The organism is Kitasatospora sp. NPDC059803 (assembly GCF_042732255.1).
Lineage (GTDB): Bacteria > Actinomycetota > Actinomycetes > Streptomycetales > Streptomycetaceae > Kitasatospora.
Genome location: NZ_JBHWIJ010000205.1, coordinates 1 through 15760, shown reverse-complemented (window position 1 = coordinate 15760; position 15760 = coordinate 1). Strand labels below are relative to the sequence as shown.

Here is a 15760-nt window from a genome sequence, read left to right as displayed (position 1 = left end):
CGCCGGGGGCGCCCGCCCGCCACCCTCCGCACCCCCCCGTGCTCCCGTCTGTGGCGGGGGGGGGGGCCTTCGCCATGTCAGGCGGAGATCAGAAGCGGCGGGTGACCAGCGCCCGCTTCACTTCCTGGATCGCCTTGGTGACCTCGATGCCACGCGGGCAGGCCTCGGAGCAGTTGAAGGTGGTGCGGCAGCGCCACACGCCCTCACGGTCGTTGAGGATCTCCAGGCGCTGCTCGGCGCCCTCGTCGCGCGAGTCGAAGATGAAGCGGTGCGCGTTCACGATCGCGGCCGGGCCGAAGTACTGGCCGTCGTTCCAGAACACCGGGCAGGACGACGTGCACGCGGCGCACAGGATGCACTTGGTGGTGTCGTCGAAGCGCTCGCGGTCCTCGGCGGACTGCAGGCGCTCGCGGGTCGGGTCGTTCCCCTTGGTGATGAGGAACGGCATGACGTCCTTGTACGCCTGGAAGAACGGGTCCATGTCCACGACCAGGTCCTTGAGGACCGTGAGGCCCTTTATGGCCTCGATCGTGATCGGCTTCTCCGGGTCGACGTCCTTGATCAGGGTCTTGCACGCCAGCCGGTTGCGGCCGTTGATCCGCATGGCGTCGGAGCCGCAGATGCCGTGCGCGCAGGAACGGCGGTAGGTGAGGGTGCCGTCCTGCTCCCACTTGATCTTGTTGAGCGCGTCCAGGACGCGCTCCTTCGGGTCGAGCGTCAGCTGGTAGTCGACCCACACCGGGTCCGGGTGCTCCTCCGGGTTGAACCGGCGGATCCGGAAGGTGACGGTGATCAGCTCGACGCCGCCCGCCTCGACCGCGTCCAGAGCGGCCGAGTGCTTCTCCACGGTAGGAGTGCTCATCAGTACTTACGCTCCATCGGCTGGTAGCGGGTCGTGACGACCGGCTTGTAGTCGAGGCGGATGGAGGTGCTGCCGTCGGCGGCGACCTCCTGGTACGCCATGGTGTGCTGCATGAACTTCACGTCGTCACGGGTCGGGAAGTCCTCGCGGTAGTGGCCGCCGCGCGACTCCTCGCGGGCCAGCGCGGAGACGGCCAGCACCTCGGCCAGGTCGAGCAGGTTGCCCAGCTCGACGGCCTCCAGCAGGTCCGTGTTGTACCGGAAGCCCTTGTCCTGGATCGAGACGTTCTTGTAGCGCTCCTTCAGCGCGGCGATGTCCTCGACCGCCTGCTTCAGGGTGGCGCCGGTGCGGTACACCATCGCGTTGGCGTCCATGGTCTCCTGCAGCTCCTTGCGGATCTGCGCCACGGACTCGGTGCCGGCGGCCTCGCGCAGGCCGTCGACCAGGGCCTGGACCTTCTCGGCCGGGTTCTCGGGCAGCTCGACGAACTCGTGCACGTTGGCGTAGTCGGCGGCGGCGATGCCCGCGCGACGGCCGAACACGTTGATGTCCAGCAGCGAGTTGGTGCCCAGGCGGTTGGCGCCGTGCACGGACACGCAGGCGACCTCGCCGGCCGCGTACAGGCCCGGGACGACGTCGGTGTTGTTGCGCAGCACCTCACCCTCGACGTTGGTCGGGATGCCGCCCATGGCGTAGTGCGCGGTGGGCTGGATCGGGATCGGGTCCGTGTAGGGCTCGATGCCGAGGTAGGTGCGGGCGAACTCGGTGATGTCCGGGAGCTTGGCGTCCAGCTGCTCCGGCGGCAGGTGGGTCAGGTCCAGGTAGACGTGGTCGCCGTCCGGACCGCAGCCGCGGCCTTCGCGGATCTCGGTGTAGATCGCGCGGGAGCAGACGTCACGGGACGCGAGGTCCTTCATGACGGGGGCGTAGCGCTCCATGAAGCGCTCGCCGTCCTTGTTGCGCAGGATGCCGCCCTCGCCGCGGGCGCCCTCGGTGAGCAGGATGCCCATGCGCCAGATGCCGGTCGGGTGGAACTGGAAGAACTCCATGTCCTCCAGCGGCAGGCCGCGGCGGTACACCAGGGCCTGGCCGTCACCGGTGAGGGTGTGGGCGTTGGAGGAGACCTTGAAGAACTTGCCGGTGCCGCCGGAGGCGAACACGACGGACTTGGCCTGGAAGACGTGGATCTCGCCGGTGGCCAGCTCGTAGGCGACGACGCCGGCCGTCTTGCCCTCGTTGATCAGCAGGTCGAGGACGTAGAACTCGTTGAAGAACTCGACGCCGTGCTTGACGCAGTTCTGGAACAGCGTCTGGAGGATCATGTGACCGGTGCGGTCGGCCGCGTAGCAGGAGCGGCGGACGGGGGCCTCACCGTGGTTGCGGGAGTGCCCGCCGAAGCGGCGCTGGTCGATCCGGCCCTGCTCGGTGCGGGAGAAGGGCAGGCCCATCTTCTCCAGGTCGAGGACGGCGTCGATGGCCTCCTTGCACATGATCTCGGCGGCGTCCTGGTCGACCAGGTAGTCACCACCCTTGACCGTGTCGAAGGTGTGCCACTCCCAGTTGTCCTCCTCGACGTTGGCGAGGGCGGCGCACATGCCGCCCTGGGCCGCGCCGGTGTGGGACCGGGTGGGGTAGAGCTTGGTCAGGACGGCGGTGCGGGTGCGCTGCGTCGACTCGATGGCCGCGCGCATGCCGGCGCCGCCGGCGCCGACGATGACGGTGTCGTACTGGTGAATCTGCATGGGGGTTCTAACTCGCCTCTGGCCTCTGCCGATTGCCGATTAGATGCTTTGTCGTCAGATGTTGGGGTCGAAGGTGAAGATCACCAGGGTGCCGAGCAGCACGGTGAAGACCGTGGCGGTACCCATGAGCCCCTTCAGCCAGAGCCGGGTCGAGTCCTTCTCGGCGTAGTCGTTGATGACCTGCCGCATGCCGTTGGCGCCGTGGAGCATGGCGAGCCAGAGCATCGTGAGGTCCCAGACCTGCCAGAACGGCGAGGCCCAGCGGCCGGCCACGAAGGCGAAGCCGATCTTGGAGACGCCGCCGTCGAGCACCAGCATGATGAGCAGGTGCCCGAGGATCAGGACCACGAGGACGATGCCGGACAGGCGCATGAAGAGCCAGGCCAGCATCTCGAAGTTGGTGCGGGTGCGGCGCGGGGTCTTCGGGGTCCGCTTGCGCGGCGGCTCGATGACGAACGCGTCCGCCGGGTTGCCGGTGCCGAGGCCCTTGCCGGTGTGCGCGTGCGCGGAGGGGACGACCAGCGCGTCGGAGTATTCCGTGGACATGTGTCAGCTCACTTCCCGAACCAGGAGATCAGCGTGTGCTGCAGGATCCCGTAGAAGGAGCCGGCCATCAGCACGACCCAGACCGCCACGACGGTCCAGAGCATCTGCTTCTGGTACTTCGGGCCCTTGGACCAGAAGTCCACGGCGACGACCCGCAGGCCGTTGAGGGCGTGGAACAGGATGGCGGCCACCAGGCCGTACTCCATCAGGTTCACGAGAGGAGTCTTGTACGTCTGAATGACGGTGTCGTACGCCTCGGGCGACACTCGCACCAGAGCGGTGTCCAGGACATGGGCGAACAGGAAGAAAAAGATGAGGACGCCGGTGACTCGATGAGCCACCCAGCTCCACATGCCTTCCCGGCCGCGGTACAGCGTTCCAGCCGGCACGGAAAAACCCTCCGGAAGCGATTGGGGGCTCGGCCGGCTTCGGTGTCGGTCAGCCCGGCCAGGTACGGTCCACCGGCCGCCAGCATCCTATCGACGCTGCGTCGGGAACCGCCTCCGGGGGTCTCAGGTGTGATCAATCAGGCACGACTGGCCTAGCCGGACGGGAACCAGCGGCGCTTTGGTCGCTCTGGGTGACGGCTCGACTGCGTTACGGTGGCGGCCCGCTCCGCCGCCGACACCCTGCCGAGGCCCCCGTGCCGCTTCGCCCCGTCCGACCGTCCGCCGCCGCCCTCGCGGCCCTGCTGCTGCTCGCCACGGGCTGCACCACGGTCGGCGGCTCCTCCGCGGACCGGGCCGGGCCCGGCCGCGAGCTGTCCGCGGCCGAGCTGCGGGCGGCCGCGGTGGCCGGTGCCGACCTCGGGGCGGGCTACACGGTGACGGTGATGACGCCAGGCCACGGCGACACCGGGGCGGGCGCCGGGCGGGAGGTCGCGGACGTCCCGGCCTGCCAGCCGCTGCTGGACGCGGTGACCCCGGCCGCCTCGGCCGCCCCGACCGGGGCCGGCACCGCCTCGGCCTCGCCGGCCCCGGGCTACCCGTACGCGGAGACCGACCTGAGCGTGGCCCGGACCGCCGACCCCAGGGGCGGCGTGTACGGCGGCCTGCTCGGCTACCGGACGGGGCGGGCGGCCGTGCTCCAGGCGGAGCTGGAGAAGCTGTTCGGCCCGTGTGCCGCGTTCACCTCGATGGCCCCGGCGCCGCCGGCCGAGAAGCCGGGGAAGAAGGCGCCGATCCGGACCAGGCACCGGCTGAACCGTGAGGACACGCCCACCCCCGGGGGAGCGGACGCCGCGCTCGGATTCACCCTGACGAATGAATCGGGGAGCGCGGTGCTCTCGCAGCGTGCGGTGCTGGCCCGGATCGGGCCGGCGCTCGCGGTGTTCACCACCTTCGGGGTCGCCGCCGAGCCGGCCGCCGCGCCGGACGAGGTGATCGTCCGGCAGCAGGTGGCCAAGCTGCGGGCCGCCCAGGCGAAGAAGAAGTAGCGGGCGGAGAGTTAGCGGGCGGAGAGTTAGCGGGCGGGGAGGGAGTGGGCGGGATGGAGGAGACGGCGGCTGCTCAGCGCGCCCCGGCCTCCGAATGGGTGGCGACCAGGTGCTCCAGTCGGGTGAGGGCGATCCGGCGGAGCTCGTCCGCCGCGATCAGCCGCTCCTCGTCCGGGTCGTTGGCCAGCCGGGTGCGGATCGAGGAGAGCACGGTGTCGAGCATCTCCTCCGGGGCCACGCCCTCCAGGCAGACCACGAAGACGTGGCCGAACCTGGCCTCGTACGCGGCGTGGGCGGCCCGCAGCGCGGTGTGCGCGGCCTGGCTGCCCGGTGCCCGCATGCCGAGCAGCGGTTGCGGCATCCAGCTCTCGTCGGCGAGCGCCTCGGCCAGGTCGGCCGGGCGGAGGTCGTAGGAGGCCTCGCTGGCGGCGGCCAGCAGGGACTCTATGTCGGGGTAGGGCCGGTGCGCGGTGAGCCGCAGGGCCCAGCGGTGGCTGCCGCAGCAGGCCAGGAGGGCCTCCTCGGCGGCGCCGGCATCGGCTTCGTTGAAGCGGTGCAGCCCGAGGAGGGTCGGCTCGGAGCTTGGATCGAGCCGCTGTGGCGGGATGTCGCTGGCCAGCGGGTCCTCCTCGTGAGGGCGGGAAGGTGCCGGTGAAGTGGGGTGGGGTGGAGCAGCTGAAGTATGGGGGCTGCGGGCGGCGTCACGGCGCCGGTCGGGCAGCTCCTCAAAGGTAGTTGAGCCGTCATCAGTTGGGGAGGGCGCGCGCGGAATTCATCCGGACGAGCTATCAAGTTGTGACGTTGACATCTTTGTGTCAGCGCCCTCCCCACATTCATCTGTTAATCCGGCATCCGCTGATCCGGCACCCCCACCTCAGGAGGGCGGCTCTGGCGAGGCCCTTGGCCAGAGGTGTACGGGGTGGCCGGGCCGCCGGTGGATCCGACCGCCGTCAGGCGCGGTGGACCTTGTGGTTGGCGGCCTGGGCGCGGGGGCGGACGACCAGGAGGTCGATGTTGACGTGCGGGGGGCGGGTGACCGCCCAGGCCACGGTGTCGGCGATGTCCTCCGAGGTCAGCGGCTCGGCCACGCCGGCGTACACGGCCGCGGCCTTCTCCTCGTCGCCGCGGAAGCGGGTGACGGCGAAGCCCTCGGACTTCACCATGCCGGGGGCGATCTCGATCACCCGGATCGGCTCCCCGCACAGCTCCAGGCGCAGCGTCGCCGCGATGGTGTGCGCGGCGTGCTTGGCCGCGACGTACCCGCCGCCGCCCTCGTACGCGGCCAGCGCGGCGGTCGAGGAGAGCACCAGCACGGTGCCGTCGCCGGTGGCCCGCAGGGCCGGCAGAAGCGCCTGCGTCACGTGCAGCACGCCGAGCACGTTCACCTCGTACATGGCCAGCCAGTCGGCCGGGTCGCCGTGCTCGACCGTCTCGGCGCCGATCGCCCCGCCGGCGTTGTTCACCAGCACGTCGACCCGGCCGACCTCGGCCGCGAAGGCGTCCACGGCGGCCCGGTCGGTGACGTCGAGCGTGACCGCCCTGGCCGAACCGCCCCCGTCGCCGATCTCCTTGGCCAGCGCCTCGATCCGCTCGGTCCGCCGGGCGGTCAGCACCACGTCGAAGCCCTCGGCCGCCAGCCGGCGGGCGGTCGCCGCGCCGATTCCACTGCTGGCACCGGTGACCACGGCCACCTTCTGCTCGGTCATTGCCACTCCCTGGGGCTCATCCGGTCGTTCACCCGATCATCTCAACCGTGTCCGCGCCCGCGCCGCCCGGTCCCGCTCCAGGTCCTGTCCTACATTGCGAGGACCGACCGATGCCCCCGCCGATCCCGTGGAGGGACCTCATGGCAGCCGAGCCGCGCCGCGCCGAGTCAGGCTTCCCGATCGAGCCGCTGTACGGCCCGGAGGCGCTGGCCGACTGGGATCCGGCGAGCAGGCTCGGCCGGCCGGGGGAGTACCCGTACACCCGGGGCGTCTACCCGACGATGTACGCCGGCCGGCCGTGGACGATGCGCCAGTACGCGGGCTTCGGTACCGCCGCCGAGTCCAACGCCCGCTACCGGCAGCTGATCGTGAGTGGCGGCACCGGCCTGTCGGTGGCCTTCGACCTGCCCACCCAGATGGGCTACGACTCGGACGCGCCGCTCGCCGCCGGGGAGGTGGGCAAGGTGGGCGTGGCCGTCGACAGCGTCGAGGACCTGGCCGTGCTGTTCGACGGCATCCCGCTGGGCGGGGTGTCCACCTCGATGACCATCAACGCGCCCGCCGCACTGCTCCTGCTGCTCTACCAACTGGTCGGCGAGGCCCAGGGGGTGGCGCCGGCCCGGCTGACCGGCACGGTCCAGAACGACGTGCTGAAGGAGTACATCGCCCGGGGCACGTACATCTTCCCGCCGCAGCCCTCGCTGCGGCTGGTCGCGGACGTCTTCCGGTACTGCCGGGCGGAGATCCCGCGCTGGAACACCATCTCCATCTCCGGCTACCACATGGCCGAGGCCGGGGCGGATCCGGCGCAGGAGATCGCCTTCACGCTGGCCAACGGCATCGCCTACGTCCGTACCGCGATCGCCGCCGGGATGGCGGTGGACGACTTCGCCCCCCGGCTCTCGTTCTTCTTCGTGGCCCGGGTCACGCTGCTGGAGGAGGTGGCCAAGTTCCGTGCCGCCCGCCGGATCTGGGCCAGGGTGATGCGGGAGGAGTTCGGCGCGAAGGATCCGCGCTCGTGGATGCTGCGCTTCCACACCCAGACCGCCGGGGTGCAGCTCACCGCTCAGCAGCCCGAGCTGAACCTGGTCCGGGTCTCGGTGCAGGCGCTCGCCGCGGTGTTCGGCGGCACCCAGTCGCTGCACACCAACGGCTTCGACGAGGCGATCGCGCTGCCCACCGAGAAGGCCGCCCGGCTCGCCCTGCGCACCCAGCAGGTGCTCGCCCACGAGACCGACGTGACCGCCACCGTCGACCCGTTCGCCGGCTCGTACGCGGTCGAGTCGCTGACCGACGAGGTGGAGGCCGCCGCGCTGGCGCTGATGGCCCGGGTCGAGGAGCTGGGCGGCGCGGTGGCCGCGATCGAGCAGGGCTTCCAGAAGGCCGCGATCGAGCGCACCGCCTACCGGCTCCAGCAGGAGACCGACTCCGGGGAGCGGACGGTGGTCGGCGTCAACCGCTTCCGGCTGGACGCCGAGGAGCCGTACCGGCCGTTGCGGGTGGATCCGGCGGTCGAGCGGCAGCAGGCCGAGCGGCTGGCCCGGCTGCGGGCCGGGCGGGACCGCGTGGCCGTCGCCCGGGCGCTGGACGGCCTGCGCCGCACCGCGGAGGGGGCGGGGAACGTGCTGTACCCGATGAAGGAGGCGCTGGCCGCGCGGGCCACCGTCGGCGAGGTCTGCGACGCGCTGCGGGAGGTGTGGGGCGTGTACGCCCCGGTGGAGAGCTTCTGACGCATCGCCAAGAAGGGGCCGGCCGTGACCGCCGCTCCGGGCGGTCGTTGCACAGGGCAAGCAATCGGGGAAGGCGGCTGAAACGAGATGTCATACCCACCTGTTCGGCCGGTATGCGCCCATCCGGGGACTAGTTTTCCAGAAGTCGGGCCAAATCCCCCCAACAGGCCTACCCTTGTTGAGATGAACCGTCCTGAGCCCGCTCAGCCGGGCGCCACTCTGGCCACCGCACGCCCCGCCGCCGAACTGCGCGCCCGGGTCCGGGGGCTGGAGTCCGAGCTGATCGCCTTCCGCCGTGACCTGCACCGGCACCCGGAGCTCGGCCGCCAGGAGTTCCGCACCACCGGCCTGCTCCGCGACCGGCTGGTGGCGGCCGGCCTGAGCCCCCGGGTGCTGCCCGGCGGCACCGGCCTGATCGTCGACATCGTCCCGGCCGGCACCGCCCCCGGCGCCGAGTTCCTGGCCTTCCGCGCCGACATCGACGCGCTGCCGATCGACGACGCCAAGACCGACGTGCCGTACCGCTCGACCGTCCCCGGCCGGGCCCACGCCTGCGGCCACGACGTGCACACCGCGGTGGTGCTCGGTACCGCCCTGGTGCTGGCCGAGGCCGTCCGCACCGGCGAACTGCGCCGCCCCGTCCGGCTGGTGTTCCAGCCGGCCGAGGAGGTCCTGCCGGGCGGTGCGCTGGACGTGATCAAGGCCGGGGGGATGGACGGCGTCGGCCGGATCTTCGCGGTGCACTGCGACCCCAAGGTGGAGGTGGGCCGGATCGCCCTGCGCACCGGGGCGATCACCTCGGCCTGCGACCGCCTGGTGCTGCACCTGGACGGCCCCGGCGGGCACACCGCCCGCCCGCACCTGACCACCGACCTGGTGACCGCGATCGCCCGGATGGCCGCCGACCTGCCGGGCGCGCTGGCCCGCCGGATGGACCCGCGCTGGGGCGTCAGCCTGGTCTGGGGCCGGATCGCCTCCGGCTCCGCGCCCAACGTCATCCCGCAGCGCGCCGAACTGGAGGGCACCGTCCGCTGCCTGGAGCTGGACGGCTGGCGCGAGGCGCCCGACCTGCTGCACGAGCTGATCGCCAAGCTCGCCGAGACCTACCGGGCGAAGTGGACGCTGGACTACCACCGGGGGGTGCCGCCGGTGGTCAACGAGGCGGTCTCGGTCGCCCTGCTGGACGCGGCGATGACCGACCGGTTCGGCCGGGAGGGTGCGCAGGTGGTGGAGAGCACCGAGCAGAGCCTGGGCGGCGAGGACTTCTCCTGGTACCTGGAGCACGCCCCGGGCGCGCTGGCCCGGCTGGGCGTCCGCGCCCCCGGTGACACCACCGTCCGTGACCTGCACCAGGGCCGCTTCGACGCCGACGAGCGCGCGATCGGGATCGGCGTGGAGCTGTTCGCGGCGCTCGCCCTGGACGAGCCACAGCACTGAGCCGCGGGACTGAGCTGCGGAAATCGAACGGCAGAGCTGAGCGGCAGGACCGAGCCGCCGAAACCGAACAGCAGTACTGAGCCGCGGGATTGAGCGGCGCACACCGTCCTCGGGCATCTCCTCGGGCACTGCGTGAACGCCCTCTCGGGCGACCCTCGGGCGACCGGCCGGCACCTCATCTCGGTGACCGGCCGGTTTACCGCCATCCGGGGTTATCGAACGGTTCCGTAGACTGGGCCGCAAAACCAGCTTTGGATCACCGTCCGCGCACGGGAATAGGGCCTTGGGAAGACCGTGAGACCACGGTTTGATAACAACCCGAATGGTCCGGCAGCCCGTAACCCAACCGTGTTCTACGCGCGTTACGGTGGCGTCCGACCACGCTAATCAGGTGCGTGTGAGAAGGAGATACTCCCTTGCGCCGTTCAATGAAGCTCGCTGCGGTTGTGCTCTCGGGTTCCCTGGGCATGGCCTCGCTCGCCGCTTGCGGCGCAAAGAGCACTGACACCAACACCTCCTCCGGTTCGGGCGACGGCTCGATCAAGGTCGGTATGGCCTACGACATCGGCGGCCGTGGCGACCAGTCGTTCAACGACTCCGCCGCCCGCGGTCTCGACAAGGCCAAGGCCGAGCTCGGCGTCGCGGTCACCGAGGCCGACGCCAAGACCGGCGAGGCCGAGGCCGACAAGGAGACCCGCCTCAAGAACCTGATCGACGGCGGCTACAAGACGATCATCGCGGTCGGCTTCGTCTACCAGCAGGCGGTCGACAAGGTCGCCAAGGACAACCCGAACGTCAAGTTCGCGATCATCGACTCGAACGACAAGGACCAGCCGTCCAACGTCACTTCGCTGGTCTTCGCCGAGCAGGAGGGTTCGTACCTCGCCGGCGTCGCCGCCGCGAACAAGTCGAAGTCCAAGCACGTCGGCTTCATCGGCGGTGTGCAGACCGAGCTCATCAAGAAGTTCGAGGCCGGTTACAAGGCGGGTGTGAAGTCCGTCGACGCGAACATCCAGGTCGAGACCACCTACCTGACCACGCCTCCGGACTTCACCGGCTTCAACTCGCCCGACAAGGGCAAGGAGGCCGCGCAGGGCCAGCTCGACAAGGGCGCGGACGTCATCTACGCCGCCGCCGGCTCCTCCGGCAACGGCGCCATCGAGGCCGTCGCCAACAAGCCGGGTGCCCTGGCCATCGGCGTCGACTCCGACCAGGCCGCCCAGCCGGCCCTGGCGAAGTACAAGAACAGCATCCTGACCTCGATGGTGAAGAACGTCGACAACGCCGTCTTCTCCTACATCGAGTCGATCAAGAAGGGCCAGCCGTTCACCGGCATCAAGCTCTTCGACCTGAAGGCCGAGGGCGTCTCGCTCGCCACCACCGGCGGCAAGCTCGACGACATCCAGGACAAGCTGAAGGCCGCCACCACGGCGATCACCTCCGGCGCCACCACCGTCCCGACCGCGCCGGCCCAGTAAGGCCCGCGCGTCCCGGACGCACCGGCGACTGCCGCCTGCCCGGCAGCGCCATGAACGGCAAAGCATCACGGGAGGGGCCCGGCAGGGTGCGCTCAACGCGTACCCCCGGGCCCCGTGCCCTCCCCCCCCTCATCCCCCTGGCCCGCCCCCCGCCACGACGCGCCGCCACACCCCCCCGAGATCGCCCACACCCCCACCCCCCCCCGCCCCCCCCCCCGGGGAGGGTCCCCCAGCGCGGGGACGGCGACATCGGCCGTCGAACTGCGCGGCATCACCAAGCGCTTCCCCGGTGTCGTGGCCAACCACGACATCAACCTCACCGTCCGCAGCGGTACCGTGCACGCCCTGATGGGTGAGAACGGCGCCGGCAAGTCGACGCTGATGAAGATCCTCTACGGCATGCAGAAGCCGGACGAGGGCACCATCGCGATCAACGGCGAGCCGTGCGAGTTCAACACCCCGGGCGACGCCATCTCCCGCGGCATCGGCATGGTCCACCAGCACTTCATGCTGGCCGACAACCTCACCGTGTGGGAGAACGTCGTCCTCGGCGGCGAGAAGCTCCACGGCATCGGCGCCAAGGCGAAGGCGAAGATCAAGGAGATCTCCGACCAGTACGGCCTGGGCGTGCGCCCGGACGCCCTGGTCGAGGACCTCGGCGTCGCCGACCGCCAGCGCGTCGAGATCCTCAAGGTGCTCTACCGCGGCGCCAAGATCCTGATCCTCGACGAGCCGACGGCCGTGCTCGTCCCGCAGGAGGTCGACGCGCTGTTCGACAACCTGCGCGAGCTCAAGTCCGAGGGCGTCACCGTCATCTTCATCTCGCACAAGCTGCACGAGGTGCTGGCGGTGGCCGACGCGATCAGCGTGATCCGGCGCGGCACCACGGTCGGCGACGCCGACCCGAAGGCCGTCACCGCCCGTCAGCTGGCCGAGATGATGGTCGGCGCCGAGCTGCCCTCCCCGGAGAGCCGCGAGTCGACCGTCACCACGACCGAGATGCTCGACGTCAAGGACCTGCGGATCGCCAAGACCGACGCCGAGGGCATCGAGCGCGTCGTCCTCGACGACATCTCGCTGCGCATCCACAAGGGCGAGATCCTCGGCATCGCCGGCGTCGAGGGCAACGGCCAGGCCGAACTGGTCGAGGCCATCATGGGCATGCTGCCGCTGGACGGCGGCACCGTCACCCTGGACGGCAAGGACCTCTCCGGCTCGCTCACCCGGGCCCGCCGCGAGGCCGGCATCGGCTACATCCCCGAGGACCGCCACAAGCACGGCCTGCTGCTGGAGGCCCCGCTCTGGGAGAACCGGATCCTCGGTCACGTCACCGAGGCGCCCAACTCCAAGGGCGTCCTGCTCGACCCGGGCGCCGCCCGCAAGGACACCTGGCGGATCGTCGAGGCCTACGACGTCCGCACTCCCGGCATCGAGGTCACCGCGGCCTCCCTCTCCGGCGGCAACCAGCAGAAGCTGATCATCGGCCGCGAGATGAGCCACCAGCCCAAGCTGCTGATCGCCGCGCACCCCACCCGTGGTGTGGACGTCGGCGCGCAGGCGCAGATCTGGGAGCACATCCGGGTCGCCCAGCGGGCCGGCCTGGCCGTCCTGCTGATCTCCGCCGACCTGGACGAGCTGATCGGCCTGTCCGACACCATCCGGGTCATCTACCGCGGGCGCCTGGTCGCCGATGCCGACCCGGCCACCGTCACCGCCGAGGACCTCGGCACCGCCATGACGGGTGCCGCCAGCGGCCACCTCGAGTCCGATGCGGAGGCCGTCGAGCACTTCCACGAGATCCTCGCGGAGGGCACCGAGGCCGAGTCCGACGCCGGCCCCACCGACACCGCCGACGACCCGCAGGCGGGGGAGTAACCCACATGACCAGTCCCAACACCGCCGCCAAGCGCAGCCTGGCGCAGCGGATCAGCGGTGAGCGGATCGTGCTCGCACTGGCGGCGCCGGTGCTCGCGGTCGTGCTCTCCATCGTGATCTGCTCCGTCCTGCTGGCGACTTCGGGCAAGAACCCGTTCGACGCGTGGAACGTGATGCTCACGTACGCCGGCAAGTCGGACGGCCAAGTGGGGATCCTCAACCGGTCCACCACGTACTACCTGGCCGCAGCTGCCGCCGCCTTCGGGTTCCGGATGAACCTGTTCAACATCGGCGTCGAGGGCCAGTACAAGGTCGCGGCGCTGTTCGCGGCCTTCGTCGGCGCCAAGGTCGACCTGCCCGCGATCATCCAGATCCCGCTGCTGCTGGTCACCGCCATGCTGGTCGGCGGCCTGTACGCGAGCATCGCCGGTCTGCTGAAGGTCTACCGCGGGGTCAGCGAGGTCATCTCGACCATCATGCTGAACTCGATCTCGATCGCGGTCGTCGGCCTGCTGCTCGTCCCCGGCATCTTCGCGCCGAAGACGAGCGCCACCAGCAACTCGATCCAGACCGACCCGATCTCGCAGTCCAGCCACTTCTTCACGCTGGAGACGGCGGGTGGCCCGCTCTGGGGCTTCATCTTCATCGCCGCCCTGGTCGGCGTGGTGTTCCAGTTCGCGCTGACCCGTACCCGCTTCGGCTTCGACCTGCGCGCCACCGGCCGCTCGGAGTCGGCCGCGACCGCGTCCGGCGTGAACGTCAAGCGCATGGTGATCATCTCGATGGCGGTCTCCGGCGCGATCGCCGGTCTGATCGGCATGCCCGAGCTGGTGCAGAACTCGTTCTACTACGGCCAGAGCTTCCAGCCCGGTCTGGGCTTCCTCGGCATCTCGATCGCCCTGCTCGGCCGCAACAGCCCGATCGGCATGGCCTTCGCGGCCCTGCTGTTCGCCTTCCTGGACACCACCGGCTCCCAGCTGCCGCTCCAGGGCGGCTTCCCCTTCGAGATCGTCGACGTCATGAAGGGCACCATCGTCATCTGCGTCGTCGTCGCCTACGAACTGGTGCGCCGCTACGGCCTGAAGCGCCAGCAGCAGAAGGTCGGCGCCCAGCTCGCCGCCCAGCTCGCGGCTCAGCTCGCGGCCACTGAGAAGAAGGAGGTGTCCGCATGAGCACGGCTACCGCCGCGCGTCCCAAGGCGCCGGGCGCGCCCACCAAGAAGCGCAAGATGTCCTGGCCGGTGGTGCTGCTGCTGATCGCGGGCGCCCTGGTCCTGTTCTCCGCCGTGGGCATGGCCACCGGCAACCACGCGCTGACCTCCTCCGGTCAGATCACCGCCGCGCTCAGCGCCGCCGTGCCGATCGGCATGGCCGGTCTGGGCGGTCTGTGGTCGGAGCGGGCCGGCGTGGTCAACATCGGCCTCGAAGGCATGATGGTCGCCGGCACCTTCTGCGGTGCCTGGGCCGGCTACCTGGTCAACCCGTGGGTCGGCCTGCTGGCCGGCATGCTCGGCGGCGCGCTCGGCGGTCTGCTGCACGCGCTCGTGACCGTCACCTTCGGCGTCGACCACATCGTCTCCGGCGTCGGCATCAACCTGCTGATCCCCGGCATCTGCGCGTACGTCAACCGGATCTACTACAAGGACTACATCGCGGTCGGCGCGGGTGCGAACCAGTCGCCGCCGGCGGATCCGCTGCCGTACATCACCGTTCCCGGGCTGTCCTCGTGGCTGTCCGACATCGAGAAGCACCACTGGTTCCTGGTCTCGGACGTGGCCGGCGTGGTCGGCGGCCTGGTCACCAACATCTCGGTGGTCGTGCTGCTGGCCGGCGCGATGATCGTGGTCAGCTACTTCGTGCTCTGGCGCACGGTGTTCGGCCTGCGGCTGCGCTCCTGCGGTGAGAACCCGACCGCCGCCGAGTCGCTGGGCGTCAACGTCTACAAGTACAAGTACCTCGCGGTCATCGCCTCCGGCGCCTTCGCCGGCCTCGGCGGTGCGTACCTCTCGCTGGTCGCGGCGCACTTCTACAAGGACGGCCAGACCCTCGGCCGCGGCTTCATCGGCCTCGCCGCGATGATCTTCGGCAACTGGATGCCGGGCGGCCTCGCCATGGGCGCCGGCCTGTTCGGCTTCACCGACAGCCTCCAGCTGCGCGACCCGGAGTCGGTGCACGTGCTGATCCTGACCGTCGCCATCGCGATGGCGCTGCTCGCGCTCTGGCAGCTGTACCGGCGCAAGTTCACCGGCGCGGCGATCTCCTTCGTGGTCGCCGGCGGTCTCGGCGCCTGGTACGCGCTCACCGACGAGGTGCAGCGCCCGCTGATCGTCGCCACGCCGTACGTGATCACCCTGGTGGTGCTCTCGCTGGCCTCCCAGCGGCTGCGCATGCCGAAGGCGGACGGCCAGATCTACCGCAAGGGCCAGGGCAAGTGACGGCGCCTGCGGCGTCGGCCGCGATCGACTGGGAGCGGCTGCGCGCGGCCGCGCGCGAGGCGATGACCCACGCGTACGCCCCCTACAGCAAGTTCCCGGTCGGCGCGGCCGCGCTGGTGGACGACGGGCGGCTGGTCACCGGCTGCAACGTCGAGAACGCCTCGTACGGGCTCGGGCTGTGCGCCGAGTGCGGGCTGGTGTCCGCGCTGCACGCCACCGGCGGCGGCCGGCTGACGGCCTTCACGTGCGTCGACGGCGCGGGCGAACTGCTGATGCCGTGCGGGCGCTGCCGCCAGCTGCTCTACGAGCACGGCGGGCCGGAACTGCTGATCGAGCTGCCCTCGGGGATCCGCCCGATGAGTGAGGTCCTGCCCGATGCGTTCGGGCCGGAGCGGCTCTAGCTTCGACAATTGTTACGCGCGTAGAGTGTGGCGCGTGGGGCGGGACCCCGGCATATCGCGGCACGCGTCGCGGTTTTAAACCCCCGGTGGTCACGCCAGGGGGCCCAAGCCCCG

At 70.6% G+C, this 15760-nt stretch carries 14 protein-coding genes; 8 read left to right on the top strand and 6 right to left on the bottom strand.

Annotation, left to right across the window (positions count from 1 at the left end; all coding sequences use genetic code 11):
- Positions 1 to 88 precede the first annotated feature (88 nt).
- Genes ACFV6I_RS27375 through sdhC form a run of 4 tightly spaced genes read right to left on the bottom strand, consistent with a single transcriptional unit; the run spans position 89 to position 3539 of the window.
- Positions 89 to 862, bottom strand: a complete 774-nt coding sequence (locus tag ACFV6I_RS27375) for a succinate dehydrogenase iron-sulfur subunit (RefSeq protein ID WP_063349040.1) — start codon at positions 860 to 862, stop codon at positions 89 to 91.
- Positions 862 to 2604 (bottom strand): succinate dehydrogenase flavoprotein subunit, encoded by a 1743-nt coding sequence (gene sdhA, locus ACFV6I_RS27370; RefSeq protein WP_063349041.1) that lies wholly within the window; start codon positions 2602 to 2604, stop codon positions 862 to 864. Before sdhA ends, ACFV6I_RS27375 begins: the two co-directional genes overlap by 1 nt.
- A 54-nt stretch (positions 2605 to 2658) precedes the next feature.
- Positions 2659 to 3150 carry a succinate dehydrogenase hydrophobic membrane anchor subunit gene (locus tag ACFV6I_RS27365; RefSeq protein WP_063349042.1) on the bottom strand — a complete coding sequence of 164 codons (492 nt, stop codon included), beginning with the start codon at positions 3148 to 3150 and terminating at the stop codon, positions 2659 to 2661.
- Between the two features lie 8 nt (positions 3151 to 3158).
- On the bottom strand, positions 3159 to 3539 hold the full coding sequence (gene sdhC / locus ACFV6I_RS27360; RefSeq protein ID WP_063349043.1) for a succinate dehydrogenase, cytochrome b556 subunit: 381 nt from the start codon (positions 3537 to 3539) through the stop codon (positions 3159 to 3161).
- Positions 3540 to 3793: 254 nt separating this feature from the next.
- On the opposite strand from sdhC, the gene ACFV6I_RS27355 reads away from it, so the two are divergent.
- Positions 3794 to 4585, top strand: coding sequence for a hypothetical protein (locus ACFV6I_RS27355; protein ID WP_063349044.1), 792 nt, complete (start codon positions 3794 to 3796; stop codon positions 4583 to 4585).
- A 73-nt stretch (positions 4586 to 4658) separates the two neighbouring features.
- On the opposite strand, the gene ACFV6I_RS27350 is transcribed toward ACFV6I_RS27355, so the two are convergent.
- Together ACFV6I_RS27350 and ACFV6I_RS27345 are read right to left on the bottom strand one after the other, a co-directional pair.
- Positions 4659 to 5204, bottom strand: a complete 546-nt coding sequence (locus ACFV6I_RS27350; RefSeq protein WP_380338984.1) for a 2-oxo-4-hydroxy-4-carboxy-5-ureidoimidazoline decarboxylase — start codon at positions 5202 to 5204, stop codon at positions 4659 to 4661.
- Positions 5205 to 5535: 331 nt separating this feature from the next.
- Entirely contained in the window at positions 5536 to 6291 is a 756-nt protein-coding gene (locus ACFV6I_RS27345; RefSeq protein ID WP_363369213.1) for an SDR family oxidoreductase, read from the bottom strand.
- A gap of 140 nt (positions 6292 to 6431) precedes the next feature.
- Between ACFV6I_RS27345 and ACFV6I_RS27340 the strand changes: the two genes are divergently transcribed.
- The 7 genes from ACFV6I_RS27340 (at position 6432) to ACFV6I_RS27310 (ending at position 15646) form a co-directional block, all read left to right on the top strand.
- Positions 6432 to 8021: a methylmalonyl-CoA mutase gene (locus tag ACFV6I_RS27340; RefSeq protein WP_380338961.1), complete on the top strand. Its 1590-nt coding sequence runs from the start codon at positions 6432 to 6434 to the stop codon at positions 8019 to 8021.
- A gap of 183 nt (positions 8022 to 8204) precedes the next feature.
- Positions 8205 to 9458, top strand: a complete 1254-nt coding sequence (locus ACFV6I_RS27335) for an amidohydrolase (protein ID WP_079135828.1) — start codon at positions 8205 to 8207, stop codon at positions 9456 to 9458.
- Between the two features lie 416 nt (positions 9459 to 9874).
- A complete protein-coding gene (locus ACFV6I_RS27330) occupies positions 9875 to 10936 on the top strand; it encodes a BMP family protein (RefSeq protein ID WP_380428207.1) in 1062 nt (353 codons plus the stop codon).
- Positions 10937 to 11230: 294 nt separating this feature from the next.
- Positions 11231 to 12811, top strand: a complete 1581-nt coding sequence (locus ACFV6I_RS27325) for an ABC transporter ATP-binding protein (RefSeq protein ID WP_063349049.1) — start codon at positions 11231 to 11233, stop codon at positions 12809 to 12811.
- A gap of 5 nt (positions 12812 to 12816) precedes the next feature.
- Complete coding sequence (locus ACFV6I_RS27320; protein ID WP_063349050.1) at positions 12817 to 13983, top strand: ABC transporter permease; 1167 nt, start codon at positions 12817 to 12819, stop codon at positions 13981 to 13983.
- Complete coding sequence (locus ACFV6I_RS27315) at positions 13980 to 15245, top strand: ABC transporter permease (RefSeq protein WP_063349051.1); 1266 nt, start codon at positions 13980 to 13982, stop codon at positions 15243 to 15245. The genes ACFV6I_RS27320 and ACFV6I_RS27315 overlap by 4 nt, the downstream gene beginning before the upstream one ends.
- The gene (locus ACFV6I_RS27310) at positions 15242 to 15646 is read left to right on the top strand and encodes a cytidine deaminase (protein ID WP_063349052.1); all 405 of its coding nucleotides are present in this window, start codon (positions 15242 to 15244) and stop codon (positions 15644 to 15646) included. The genes ACFV6I_RS27315 and ACFV6I_RS27310 overlap by 4 nt, the downstream gene beginning before the upstream one ends.
- Positions 15647 to 15760: the final 114 nt, after the last annotated feature.